Origin of the sequence: Desulfosporosinus paludis, assembly GCF_045689965.1 — a bacterium.
Taxonomy (GTDB): Bacteria; Bacillota; Desulfitobacteriia; order Desulfitobacteriales; family Desulfitobacteriaceae; genus Desulfosporosinus; species Desulfosporosinus paludis.
The window spans coordinates 3,539,801-3,552,846 of record NZ_CP144211.1 but is presented as its reverse complement, the minus strand read 5'-3'; the positions used below and the strand labels follow the sequence as shown (position 1 = coordinate 3,552,846).

Annotated in this window: 10 protein-coding genes and 1 pseudogene; all 11 read right to left on the bottom strand. The window is 47.8% G+C overall.

Annotated features, from left to right (window positions below):
- Positions 1-133: 133 nt before the first annotated feature.
- The 11 genes and pseudogenes from VZF35_RS17675 to VZF35_RS17625 all read right to left on the bottom strand — a co-directional run bounded on the left by VZF35_RS17675 (position 134) and on the right by VZF35_RS17625 (position 13,006).
- Positions 134-1,537 carry a serine dehydratase subunit alpha family protein gene (locus VZF35_RS17675; RefSeq protein WP_407306997.1) on the bottom strand — a complete coding sequence of 468 codons (1,404 nt, stop codon included), beginning with the start codon at positions 1,535-1,537 and terminating at the stop codon, positions 134-136.
- Between the two features lie 164 nt (positions 1,538-1,701).
- On the bottom strand, positions 1,702-2,967 hold the full coding sequence (gene hutI / locus VZF35_RS17670) for an imidazolonepropionase (protein ID WP_407306995.1): 1,266 nt from the start codon (positions 2,965-2,967) through the stop codon (positions 1,702-1,704).
- Between the two features lie 48 nt (positions 2,968-3,015).
- A pseudogene (ftcD, locus tag VZF35_RS17665) lies at positions 3,016-3,911 on the bottom strand (glutamate formimidoyltransferase).
- Positions 3,912-4,044: 133 nt separating this feature from the next.
- A complete protein-coding gene (locus VZF35_RS17660) occupies positions 4,045-4,674 on the bottom strand; it encodes a cyclodeaminase/cyclohydrolase family protein (protein ID WP_407306993.1) in 630 nt (209 codons plus the stop codon).
- Positions 4,665-4,970, bottom strand: coding sequence for a hypothetical protein (locus tag VZF35_RS17655; RefSeq protein ID WP_407306991.1), 306 nt, complete (start codon positions 4,968-4,970; stop codon positions 4,665-4,667). Before VZF35_RS17655 ends, VZF35_RS17660 begins: the two co-directional genes overlap by 10 nt.
- 9 nt (positions 4,971-4,979) lie before the next feature.
- On the bottom strand, positions 4,980-6,992 hold the full coding sequence (locus tag VZF35_RS17650) for a urocanate hydratase (RefSeq protein ID WP_407306989.1): 2,013 nt from the start codon (positions 6,990-6,992) through the stop codon (positions 4,980-4,982).
- A gap of 3 nt (positions 6,993-6,995) precedes the next feature.
- Positions 6,996-9,263 (bottom strand): xanthine dehydrogenase family protein molybdopterin-binding subunit, encoded by a 2,268-nt coding sequence (locus VZF35_RS17645; protein ID WP_407306987.1) that lies wholly within the window; start codon positions 9,261-9,263, stop codon positions 6,996-6,998.
- Positions 9,256-10,161, bottom strand: coding sequence for an FAD binding domain-containing protein (locus tag VZF35_RS17640; RefSeq protein ID WP_407306985.1), 906 nt, complete (start codon positions 10,159-10,161; stop codon positions 9,256-9,258). The genes VZF35_RS17645 and VZF35_RS17640 overlap by 8 nt, the downstream gene beginning before the upstream one ends.
- Positions 10,158-10,664, bottom strand: a complete 507-nt coding sequence (locus VZF35_RS17635) for a (2Fe-2S)-binding protein (RefSeq protein ID WP_407306983.1) — start codon at positions 10,662-10,664, stop codon at positions 10,158-10,160. The genes VZF35_RS17640 and VZF35_RS17635 overlap by 4 nt, the downstream gene beginning before the upstream one ends.
- 17 nt (positions 10,665-10,681) lie before the next feature.
- Entirely contained in the window at positions 10,682-11,401 is a 720-nt protein-coding gene (locus tag VZF35_RS17630) for a vitamin B12 dependent methionine synthase (protein ID WP_407306981.1), read from the bottom strand.
- Between the two features lie 147 nt (positions 11,402-11,548).
- On the bottom strand, positions 11,549-13,006 hold the full coding sequence (locus VZF35_RS17625; RefSeq protein ID WP_407306979.1) for a trimethylamine methyltransferase family protein: 1,458 nt from the start codon (positions 13,004-13,006) through the stop codon (positions 11,549-11,551).
- Between the last annotated feature and the right edge of the window lie 40 nt (positions 13,007-13,046).

Below are 13,046 nucleotides of genomic sequence, written 5' to 3'. Positions count from 1 at the left end.
TCGTTAATCGTCTACCCTAATGTATATCTCTCGAAGCTCTGATAAAATCATATGCCCATATAAATAAACGTCATAATATCGGAATCATGAAGCAAGATATTCAAGCCCCTTACCTCAAGCTTCTTAAAGACCACTAGCAAACTTTCTTGTTAACCATTATATCAAGAATAATCCGATCCATTTCACGGGTTCCTTGAGTTGCAAGACGTCCGAGGTTTTCAATGGTTTGCTCGGCAGTGCTCTCGATAATTCCATCCGTGGACTGAATGGCTATTCCCTCTATGGCCATAATCGCTGACTGAACGGCAGTACTCGTACAAGTTGATAGTTTTAAGGCGCACCCGGCTTTTGCTCCATCACAGAACATTCCAGTGACATTGCCCTGCATATTCTGAATGGCCGTTTTAATTTCTTCTTTACCTCCTCCAAGTAGGTAGGTAATACCACAACTCGCACCCGTACCTGATGCAGTGGCCCCACAAAGGGCCGAGAGTCGACCAATTTTTGTTTTAATATGTATTGCTATCAGATTGCTTAAAGTCACAGCTCGAATTAGCTGCTCATTAGATACGCTCAAATTCTGCCCAACAGCCACAACCGGTAATGTGGCAGAAATTCCTTGATTACCGCTTCCCGAATTGCTCATAACGGGCAGTGTGCTCCCTGACATTCTGGCATCAGAGGCACCCGCTGTCAGGGCCATCGCCTGAGTTATCAAGTCATCGGCAAATATCCCCTTGCGAACGCTTTCTCGAATCGTTTTACCAACTTGTAAACCATACTCATTCGATAAACCTTCTAAGCCTATGTTTGTATTAAGTTCAATGGCTTTTTCTATGATGCCTAGGTCGCGAAGGTTAACCTCCTGCACAAAGTCCCATATGGAATCAATAGATAAAAAGGAGTTCTTTTTCTTTTCCTGGTCATCCTTTGCATCTTCGTTAAGACTATTAATGATGGTTTCTCCATTAGCTTCCAGGAAAACCACCTGAGTATGCTCGTCAGCAACAACAACTTTTGCGTAGGATTGAGCCGTTGCAACAACTACTTCAATGTACAGTTTTTTCGATGTCTCTGCCACTTCAACGCAAATTTTGCCTTCTTTAATCATTTCCTTGGCCATTTCAACGTCACTTGGCGTCAGTCCGTTCAACACTTCAAGCCCTTTTGAAGAATCTCCGGCGATAACTCCTAAGGCAGCCGCTAAATTAACTCCGCTTCCCTTTGCCCCTGGAATAGTGACAGCCATGGCATTTTTAATAACGTTAGCACTGGCCATAACTTTTACGGACGAAACGACTTCTCCCTTAACATACTTTTTAGCTAAGGCAGCTGTATAAGCAATCGCCATGGGCTCCGTACATCCTAAGGCAACGACAAGTTCTTTCTCCAAAATCCTCAAAAATTCCACATAGTGCACTGTCCTATCCCCTCTTTCTTTGCTGACTGAACGTAATATGTAATATTCTTTTGCTAATAATAAAACTCCTCTTTTTACCTTAATAACACTTGTCGCTTGTTCTTGAACTTCGGACAACCCTCTTAAGAGTACCAGTTCTGTCCAAGTTATCTCGAAGTCGAGAAATGTTTTTTCAGGAGGCCTGAGAAAACTCAGTTCCTAAATAACTAAGTGGTGGTTATTACAATCAAAAAGCATCCTCTTTTCATAGTGAAAGAGGACGCTTTTTGATTGCTGTTATACTACTTTTTTACACTCCAAGCTATCTTGCCGCGCTTTATCACTAGGTCAACAGGATTATTCCCAAAATGGTAGGGCAAGTAGTTAAGATTCGGGACATCAAGAACTAGGATATCACCTTGCTTCCCAACTTCCAGACTGCCCACCCGGTCTGCCCTGCCAACAGCATGGGCAGCATTAATAGTTGCGGCAGTCATCGCCTCTTCAGGAGTGAGCCGGAGATAAAGACAAGCAAGAGTCAAGACAAGCGGCATCGATTCTGTGGGAGAAGATCCAGGATTAGAATCCGTAGCCAAAGCAACAGGAACTCCAGCCTGGATCATGGCCCTCGCCCTTGCATAGGAATTTTTAGCAAGGTTAAATGAGGTCGCGGGTAAAAGTACTGCGATGACCCCTTGATCTGCTAAAGCTGCGATCCCTTCGTCCGAAGCCTGCAACAGATGATCGGCGCTGGTGACACCCAGTTTTGCCCCTAATTCGGCTCCTCCAGCAGAATCTAATTCATCAGCATGGATCTTTAGCTTTAAGTTCAGTTCCTTTGCTTTCCTCAAGATCTTTTCGCTTGATTGAACACTAAAAACTCCCGGTTCACAAAAAACATCGCAAAACTCAGCAAGAACGCTGGAGGCAACTTGAGGCAACATATCATCCACAACAACATTAGTAAATTCTTCTTCGCTATATCCTGGCGGGACAGCATGTGCTCCCATAAAGGTCGGCACAAGATCCACTGCTTGCTCGTTATCCAATTCTTTGATCAGGTGCAAGGCTCGAAGCTCTTCCTCAAGCGTAAGTCCATACCCACTCTTTACTTCAGCGGTCGTCGTTCCGAGACTTAACATCGTCTTAAGACGGCGGCTTGTTTGCGCTTTGAGTTCTTCATCCGTCGCTTGTTTAGTACTCCGAACCGTAGAAAGAATTCCCCCGCCTTGCTTAAGAATTTCCAGGTAGGGAACTCCTTTAAGCTTTAGGGATAATTCATGTTCACGTGAACCGGCGTAGATCACGTGTGTATGCGGATCTACAAAACCCGGTGCAACGACTTTCCCCATAGCATTTATTTGAACCGTATCGGGCCCAGCCCAACCACCGGCTAAAATATCTTCCGACAAGCCAACTGCTACGATCTTGCCCTCGCAGACGGCAACAGCACCGTTTTCAATTAAACCAATCTCCGACATTTTTTCTCCACAAGCAGGTTTATCTGAGTGACCTGCCATCGTCACCAAAGCGGCAGCGGAATGGATCAAAAGATCAGCATACTTCATTAGACCATCTCCTCAAAGTCTAATCTAAAATCCTGTAAGGTTCCAGCCCTAGAATCCAAATACCCGCTTTTCTAAAATCTGCTCACTTGAGAAATCATGCAGCTTCAAATAGTAAGTTGCGGCATCCAGCATGGCATCCAGCGGAACAAGTCCAACAATTTCACTGCCAACAACAGGCACTCCATAATGGGCTGCCTCCGTTTTAATAAATTCTAAAGCCCGATACAAGGGCGTTCCTTGAGTATCTACCATATTCATAGAGATCTGTACCATCCCTTGCTCGGAAAGATCTATCCCTAAAGCTTTTACATTGACAAATCCACCGGAACTTCCCCGAATCCCTTTAGCAATTGCCTTGCCAATCTCCAGATTAGTTGTGCCTAAGTTCACGTTAAACGCCACCAATGGAGGACGAGCACCAATAGCAATAGCTCCGGCTTTTCCCAGAACACTAGGGCCGTAATCCGGAGTCCTCTCAGGAGTTTTTACGCTTTCTTTCAGGCCTTCATACTGTCCTCTGCGCACATCGGCTAAATTTCGTCGTTCTGCTCGAGTTGCCGCTTTCTCGTAGAGATAAACTGGGATGGATAACTCCCCCCGACACGTTCCCCCAGCCTTTTAGCAAGATCCACACATTCTTCCATCGTCATACCCCGCACAGGGACAAAAGGAACGACATCCGTGGCCCCCATTCGAGGATGCTCTCCTTGGTGCTGGTCAAGATCAATCTTTTCCGCCGCTTTGGCAATCAGCTTCCAGGCAGCTTCCAGAACCTTTTCCGGCTCCCCGATCATACTGATAACCGTCCTATTGTGATCCGCATTGCTGGAGTAATCCAGCAGAGTAACACCGGCTACTTGTCTCACCTCATCAAGGATCTCCTCGACAACCTCCAGTCGCCGTCCCTCACTGATATTCGGAATGCATTCTACGATTTTTACCACGTACAAATCCCCCTAAAATCTTCAACTCTTAATAACACTTAACTATATAAACTGCTTAATTACATAAAATAACTCGTGTCTGGAAGAGAAGCCTTTTCTCTCCCGATTTATGGCCGACTGAAATTCACTCTTCCTACTTCAAGCCTTCCAAAACTTTGCCTTGACATTCTTCAAATAATGAATTCCCATCACTGCGCAGTGCTTGGCATTCTGCTAGCAGAGCTTCTTTTCTGCTCGACGACTTCAGTCCTATGGCATTAATCTGGACATTATATAAAGCCCCCTCCAGGCCGGATTTAAACATCAGGGCTGCTACGCCCATATCACTTAAAGCATTGGGATTACCTTTGTCCAATAAACTGGGAAGCTTGCTCAACCCAATCAGACACTCCCGAGCGGTTCGCAAAGGAATATCTGCCGCTTTAAGTGTGGCATTTTCTAAGGCCTTACGCCGCAGATTCTTTTCTTCCTCACTGCTTTTCGGAAGACCTAAAGCCGCCATCACACAGTTAAAGCCCTCTGTATCTTCATCTACAAGGGACAACAACATCTCTTGTTTCGTCTCAGCCAAGTCCAGCAGCGATTTCATCTCGTCCTGAACAGCAGCAAACTTCTCTCTACCGATCGTCAAGCGACAAACCATAGCGACAAGAGCATATCCCTGAACCCCTGCATAAGCAGCTACGCTTCCTCCGCCAGGCGCAGGCGAAGAAGAAGCCACTTCAAGTCCAAATTCACCTAAATTCATATCCTTTAAAGCCAATATTCTGCTCCCTCCAATACATAAAGTAAAAGCACGACGAGGGCTAACCGAACAAGTGTGACACACCCTCCCTCCGTTTTCTCAGACCCAGAGGGTGTGCTCACACGGCGAGAGGTCTTTGCACGAGTCGTAGCCAAACTCGGCTTTAATCCGCTTTCATAAGCTGGGCGGGAAACAGGACGTTTCCCGCCGGCCATGCGACACGGACGTCGCGTTGGCCGGGTACCCTGCCCACTTTTATCAAGGATTAAAGCCCTAGTTTGGCACGACGAGCGCCGACCGAACAAGTGTGACACACCCTCCCCCTACTTGCACACCCGCTCTATCAATTCGTCCTTGGGAATGAACGGTATGGTAATATGTCCCTTCCCGGCATAACGTTCGTTAAACTCGATACTCGTCTCGATCGAATGTTCATTTCTCGCCCAAGAGCGCCGAGCGACTCCTCCCATCACATCCCATAAAAGCGCTGACTTAATAACGTTGTCGACGCGTTCACTTCCGTCGAGCACTAAGCCAAACCCGCCGTTAATGGCTTTGCCAATTCCCACACCCCCGCCGTTGTGGAGAGAGACCAAGCTCATTCCACGGGCGGCATCGCCGGCAAAACTTTGGACGGCCATATCAGCCATGACATTGCTCCCATCTTTGATGTTCGCCGTTTCTCTAAACGGAGAATCAGTCCCGCTCACATCATGATGATCCCGACCCAGCATAACAGGTCCGATCACACCTTGACGAACTAATTCATTAAATTTCAAAGCGATCTTAATCCGTCCTTCGGCATCCTGATATAAAATCCGAGCTTGAGTTCCTACGACCAGCTTATTTTTCTCAGCATCTCTAATCCAAATATAGTTGTCCCTGTCTTGCCCCCGACGATTCGGATCAATGCAGGCCATCGCCGCTTCATCCGTTTTGTGCAAATCTTCTTTCTTTCCGCTCAGGCAGACCCAGCGGAAAGGTCCATACCCATAGTCGAAAAGTTCCGGTCCCATGATGTCCTCCACATACGATGGGAAAATAAAGCCGTCTTTTTCGTCAACTCCGTTTTTAGAGATTTCCTTCACCCCGGCATCATAGACCGCTTTCATGAACGAATTGCCGTAGTCGAAGAAGTACGTCCCACGTTTGACTAACGCAGAGATCAAATCATAGTGACGTCTTAAACTTTGATCAACGCATTTCTTAAATTCTTGGCGATCCTCTGCAAGCATCCTCGTCCGCTCAGCAAATGTAACCCCCTGAGGGCAGTATCCCCCTTCATAAACGACATGGCAGGAAGTCTGATCCGAGAGCAGGTCCACCTTGATGTTTTTATCGACGGCATATTCCAGTAAGTCCACAACATTCCCTTGATAAGCAATCGACATCGGTTCCTTTTTCTCCATATATTCAGCGGCAATCCGGAAGACCTCGTCTAAATCTGCCGAAGCCTTTGTCACCCATCCTTGTTCGTGCCGAGTCTGAATACGCGACTCGTCCACTTCGGCGATGATTCCGACGCCTTGAGCAATTTCCACAGATTTGGCCTGCGCTCCGCTCATCCCGCCAAGACCCGAGGAGATAAATAAATGGCCCTTCAAATCTCCGTCATGCGGTACACCAAGCTTCATACGCCCAGCATTAAGCAAGGTGTTAAACGTACCGTGGACAATTCCTTGCGGTCCAATATACATCCAGCCGCCCGCTGTCATCTGACCATAATTGGCCACTACCATTTGTTCAGCAATTTCCCAGTCTTTTTGATTGTCAAACATACCGACCATTAAGGCATTCGTAATGATCACTCGCGGAGCTTCAGGGCGCGAAGGGAACAGTCCCACGGGATGACCGGATTCCATCACCAACGTCTGGTGATCTGTCATGACTTCCAAATACTTTTTAATCAGACAATACTGCAGCCAGTTCTGGCAAACACTGCCCGTTTCTCCATAAGTAACAAGCTCATAGGGATATAAGGCTACGTCAAAGTCGAGGTTATTGTCGATCATCACTTGAAATGCCTTGCCTTCAATACAGTTACCTTTATACTCCGAAATGGGCTTCCCGGACAATTTTCCGGCCGGGCGATAACGATAAGCGTAAATTCTCCCCCTGGTACGCAGTTCCTCCAGAAATTCAGGGGCTAAAGTCTCATGAAGCTCCTCAGGTACATAACGCAGGGCATTTTTTAAAGCAACCTTCGTTTGTTCCGCCGTAAGGCTAAATCCTCGGTCCGGAGCCCTGCGGATTCCTTCGGTAAATTCTTTGGCTTCAGGCAAAACAGCGTCTAATTTGATGGTCATAGCGTGTGAGATGTCATGATTACTATTCATCACTTAACCCTCCTTCTTTTTCAGACCGCTCACGATCCTTGACGGTGTCAGAGGCAATACTTTGAGCCTTGTCCCCAGCGCATGGTTGACGGCATTGACAACCGCCGGAGCTATAGCGCAAGCTGCAATTTCCCCAATGCTTTTTGCTCCGTACGGTCCGTTATTTTCCCCTTTTTCTATGAGCAGCACCCGAACGGGCGGCATGTCTGGCGCATTGACAATATGATAGTTTGCCAAACTGTCCCCTCTTACTATACCAGTTAACGGATCGATATCAAGGTCTTCTGTAAGAGCCATCCCTAAACCCATTTGTATACCCCCATAAATTTGCCCTTCCACAAAACCGGGATTAATGGCTCTCCCAACATCAAAGGCAGCTACGACCTCCGACACGTTAACCAGCCCCGTCAAAGTGTCAACTTCAACTTCAGCGAAATTTGCGCCATACGACCCCGGATTATCCGTTGCCCGATAGGTTTCCGTGACGATAATTTCCGTTTGATTCCGTCGCTGTGCCTGACTGGCAATTTCTCCATAGGGATACTTCCGATCAGGATCTCGACGCGACCAAACCATTTCCTCACACATCACAACGTCATCTTGAGCACATTCCAGGATCAGGGCAGCCTGCGCCAAAAAAAACTCCTTGACCGTCTCCGCAAGTTTCAAAGCGCCTCCGCCGCATACATGCATAACCCGGCTCGCCTGAGATCCGATGTCATACGGACTTGTCTCCGTATCCCCTTCAGGCATTTCTATGCGTTCAGGGTTTATATCCAGGACTTCCGCTACGATTTGCTTAATGGAGGTGATCGTGCCGCAGCCCAATTCATGAAGCCCGGACAACAAGATCATGCTCCCATCTTCCAGCATCCTTAAGGTCATGGTCACAAAATCCTGGAACGCTCCGAAATAGCCATTCCCGTGGGTGCAGCAAGCCATCCCCACGCCTCTTCGAAACCGTCCCGTACTCTGGGGTCTCCGGCGCTTTTCGTACCAAGCAAAGGCCTTAGCTCCTTCCTGAGCGCATTCTATAATTCGTGCATCGCCAAGAGATGGCCCTCCGCTTAAATCGGGATCATTGACTTGGACTAAGTTTTTTAAGCGAAACTCCAAGGGATCTAACCCCAACTTGCCGGCCATGTGATCAAGGTTGATCTCCGAAATCGCCATAATCTGAGGAGTTCCGTATCCTCGGGCAGCTCCGGCTACAGAAGTATTCGTATGGACCGCCATTCCCAAATATCTTTGATGTTCCACCCGATAAAGACGGAAAAGCTTTTTACCCATCGCCGCCACAAGCGCTGCCCCGTTGGAGGTATAGGCACCAGTATCTGCAATCACCCGGAAATCTCGCGCTAAGATCTTCCCCTCCCGATCGGCCGCTGTTTTAACATATCCAATCACTTTAGTCCGAGTACGAGTCGAGACGATACAGTCCTTCCGCTCCAACTCTACCTTGACAGGTCTGCCCGTTGTCATAGCCAAATAGGCACAGAGCGGTTCCAGGAGGACTTCCTGTTTCCCTCCAAAAGAACCCCCCATGGGAGTTTTAATAACCCTTACCTTATTAAAAGGCAAACCAAGAACCTTAGCTACGTTTAAGCGAACCGCATAGATGATTTGGCAAGGCGACAAGACCGTGATTTTCCCGTTGTGATCCGGAAAAGCAAGGCAAACATGAGGTTCAAGGGCCGCATGATGTACTTTCGGAGTTTCGATTCGGTCTTCAGCCACCAAATCGGCCTGAGCAAAGACCTCCTCCGGCCTTCCGCATTTTATCTCTTTATTGAAAAACGGTTCTGGAACCGGATGAAGCATTCCCTCCAGAGCAAACGTCTTTTCAGGGTCCAATTCGAAGGGCAATTCCTCATAGTCCACCTTAATTAGCTTCAAAGCCTGCCGAGCTGTTCCTTCATCAACAGCCAGCACTGCTGCCACTTTATCTCCAACATACCGAACCGTATCCGTAAATATCCTCTCATCCTCATAGGCCATCTTCTGCTGCCCTTCAAACCAAACCTGACTGTTATAGGAAGTCTTGGGGGTATTTTCATGAGTAAAAACTCCCACAACTCCAGGCATCTCCAAAGCTGCAGAAGCATCAATGGACAAAATTTTGGCATGAGGCAGCGGGCTGAAAAGCAGTTTAGCGTAGAGCATGCCATCGAGCTTTAAATCTCCCGTGTAACGAAGTTTTCCCGAAACCTTACCCAATGCATCATGGATGGGCAGAGTTTTACCCACATACTTTAGCGAGCTCTCATTCATTGAGCAACCCTCCCAAGATCGGCTCCGAACCCCAAAGGTTGAAAGCCATATTGCGCGCCAAACCTTTGATAGCCTCTCGTTTGTATGGGTGGGAGCTTCTCCCCCTAATCGCTTGATCTACGGTTTCCGACAACATTTCCTCCCAGCGATGCAGAAGAGGCAATCCCAGCTCCTGTCCCTCAAGCACTCGTTCCAAAGCCTTTAAGCGAAAAGCCGTTTCACCAAGTGCTCCTACTGCAATCCGCACATCCTTGATGACCTTGCTATCGCCCTCATAGTTCAGAGCTACGGCCATATTTAAACGGGCAATCGATACTGCTGTTCGACTCCCGATCTTTTCAAAACCACTCAGAAACGATTTCTCTCCAATGGGAATCTCAATCCCCGTAATCAGCTCATGGGGATTGAGACAAGACCGCCCTTTGCCAATCAGAACTTGGGCGATGGGAAGCCTTCGGACTCCTTCCTGAGCAAGGGTCGATACCTGAGCCTCCAAGACTAAAAGTCCTGGCAGGCTGTCCCCCGCCGGAGAAGCGCTGGCTATATTCCCGCCCAAAGTCCCTCTATTTCTAATTTGTGCCGAACCAATCTTCCCCGCTGCTTGAGCCAAGCATAAAGCGTTGTCAAGGAGCAAAGGTTCTGTCGCCAACTGGCTGAAGGGAGTCATACTTCCGATGTGCAGAATACCCATCTCCGCCTGCACCCCGCGGAGTTCCTTAACCTGGGACAAATCGACAACAAGTTGAGGCTTTTTATACCCTCTTTTAAGATCTATAAGCAGATCCGTCCCACCCGCTAAGAAAGCAATCCTTCCTTCGAACCCCTTAATCCCAGTTATTAACTCTTCCAACGACGTTGGTCCGAATAGATCAAACCCTCGATACTCTCTTTCCATCATGTCGGGCCTCCGCTTCCACAAGCCGGAGTCAGATTTCGAACTTTCTCTTCAGCCGCCTGGCGAATCGCGTTAATGATTTTGATATAACCGGTACAACGACAAAGATTCCCGGCAATGGCTGTCCGAATTTCCGCTTCACTCGGATAGGGATTGTTCATAAGCAAAGCTTTGGCAGACATAATCATACCCGGTGTGCAATACCCGCATTGAACAGCCCCTTGATCGATGAAAGCCTGTTGTAAACGATCAAGCTCACCCTTTTCCTCTAAACCCTCAATCGTTATAATATGACGGCCTCGTGCCTGAAAGGCCAACACTAAACAAGAATTAACCGCCTGTCCATCCATGATGACTGTACACGCGCCGCACTCTCCTTCTCCGCTGCACCCTTCCTTGGCACCGGTTAACCTCAACGTATCGCGCAGAACATCGAGCAAACGGTCTTTGGGGTTAATCCCTACTTTTTGAAGCTCACCATTCACGGTCATTTCTATTTCCAGCATTTGCGCGCCCCCTAATCCTATACTGACGCCTCTGATTCCCGGGTCTTCTTAAACTTAAGTCGGCTGTGCGGGCAGGTGTGCTGACCTGAACACATCTCACAGGTGATGGCACAGGATAAATTTGGCTTGCTCAAGTTTTTGCCCAAGGGAATGATGAGAGAATGCGACTTAACAGGAGACATCAGCATCGTATCACTCAGAACCACCCCGATTTGCGAACCATCTAACAATTGAAAGATCGTTTTTTGAACTTCCAGAGGAACCTGACGGCCTCCCGGACACAAATTATAACCCGTCTGCAGCCCTCGTACCCTCCCTCGTTCAATGACCATACCTCTCATCAGTTCCAAAACATCATCCACTGCCACCGTCCCGCATCCATCGAGAATCATTCCTTCGAGCATTTCACCTTCTTGAAATAAACGGGCTGATTCTTCAACTAACCGCACACCAATCGTCTGTACAGCCACCATAACCTCTTCTGCGCCTTCGAAAAAAGCCGCAGCTGCACTAACCTGAAATTGATTATCCAGAAGAATCTCTTCGGCACTAGTCACCTTCACGGGAAAATAGTTAAAGATACAGCGGGCATCAATCAGCTCCAAAGCCTTTAAACGGACCTGTTCTATGAGCGGGCGAAAACTCAGGCTTCTTTCCGAATCAGCATCCGGTAACCCTATTCTCCGATAAATCTCCCGAATATCGAGGTTTAGATTCTTCCATTCCATACGTTCCATCGTGCATCCACTCCTTTACGCGCGCAGTCATTTTTTCTTTCGCTATATTTTTGAAGGCTGTATCTTCTATTTCTATCAGTAAGGCTATATCTCTTCCATCTCTATCAGAAAGGAAATAACCGGACTCCTAGAAACAGCGGCTCGTTGCTACACTGGTTCTCCAAATTTTTCTCTTGCCTTTCTCAGAACTGAGGCTATCCCCTCTTTTACCTCTTCTGAAACCTGATCGGGTTGATAAGCTGCTAAAATATCTTTAATCCTCATCCGAGCACGTTCTATCATTGTCAAGCTTCCGTTTTCTGACCAACCCTCAAAATTATTAAAATCCGAAAGATCTGCCTGCCAGTTCTCTCGGAAATGATCGGCAGTGTGATCATCCCCCAGGAAATTCCTCCCCGGTCCTACCCTCTGGATCGCTTTAATCCCCAAGGACTCCGGATCCGTATCGATTCCCTTCAATAAACGTCTTGTTCGCCCAATGACTTCATTGGAGATCACGAGCAGCTCCAAAGATCCTGTCAAGCCAAACTCCATGTAGAAGACATCATGCATGATATTACAGCCTTGCAAAGCACCCATCAGGGTAAATTGAGTTGACTCCATCAACGCTTGTTCGTCACAAACCTTGGCGTTGCAGCATCCCGCATATCCCCAGGAAGGCAGCTGGTAGTAATGGGCCAGATCAACCATCCCCCCTTGAAAAAGTATCGCTTCAGGAGTGGCATAAACGGCCTGCATGGTCCTCATATCCAAAGGAGAATTGCCATAACCATAAATAAACGGAGCTCCGGGCTGTTTTAATTGGTGAAGGATCAGACCGCTCAAAGCCTCTGCATTCGCCAGGACTAAAGCCCCCCCAACGGTCGTCGGAACCGAGGCACCTGCAACCCCACCACAAGCGAAATTTGTCGGCACCCAATTTTCAGCGGCAACTAAAAGTTTATCTACCGACTCCTTAGGATGCTGGAGAGGAGAAGTTGGTTCCGTGTAAATCATAAATAAGGGTTTCTGACGTAAGCGTTCTTTTCCTCCGACGGCCACTGCCGCCATCTCAATAATATCGGACAAGGTATCCCCGTCTTCAGCAATTACAACTTGAGGTTTCAGAGTATTTTGCACCATCAAAGCATATTGTTCGCGGTTGATCATACGCGGATCTACATCGGAAAGAAAACCCATGGACATCACAAAATCGATATTCGGCAGATAGTCACAGATTCTAACCGCCTGGGCCACATCCTCCTGACGCCAGCTTCGCCGTTCCAGGCTGAAAGGATCTAAATAGTTGAGCGTATCGGACCCCGTGCCGAAATAGACCTTCGATCCCTCCAGATAAAGAGCCGGATCTCCTTTTCGGTTGTATAAGGTTACTCGGGACGGCGCCGACAGGAGAGCTTGTTTCACCATATGGGAGGGAAAATATACCCGATTCTCATGTTCGACGTAGGCCCCCGCCCTTCGCAAAATCTCCACTGCCTCCTCGTGGTGGATAAGCAGCCCTGTCTCTTCAAGGATTTTACAGCTTGCTAAATGTATCTCTTCTGCTTGTTTTTCTGTCAGAGTCCGAAAAAACAGCCCATTTCCATGCGAACTCCCTACTCCCATACCATAACCTCCTCAGTACTAGGATCATTTACGTTACTGG

Coding starts and splice junctions, on each gene's coding strand:
- hutI (WP_407306995.1), bottom strand. CDS start 2,967: ATGAAGTATGCTGATCTTTTGATCCATTCCGCTGCCGCTTTGGTGACG.
- VZF35_RS17650 (WP_407306989.1), bottom strand. CDS start 6,992: ATGAATAGTAATCATGACATCTCACACGCTATGACCATCAAATTAGAC.
- VZF35_RS17645 (WP_407306987.1), bottom strand. CDS start 9,263: ATGAATGAGAGCTCGCTAAAGTATGTGGGTAAAACTCTGCCCATCCAT.
- VZF35_RS17640 (WP_407306985.1), bottom strand. CDS start 10,161: ATGATGGAAAGAGAGTATCGAGGGTTTGATCTATTCGGACCAACGTCG.
- VZF35_RS17635 (WP_407306983.1), bottom strand. CDS start 10,664: ATGCTGGAAATAGAAATGACCGTGAATGGTGAGCTTCAAAAAGTAGGG.
- VZF35_RS17630 (WP_407306981.1), bottom strand. CDS start 11,401: ATGGAACGTATGGAATGGAAGAATCTAAACCTCGATATTCGGGAGATT.
- VZF35_RS17625 (WP_407306979.1), bottom strand. CDS start 13,006: ATGGGAGTAGGGAGTTCGCATGGAAATGGGCTGTTTTTTCGGACTCTG.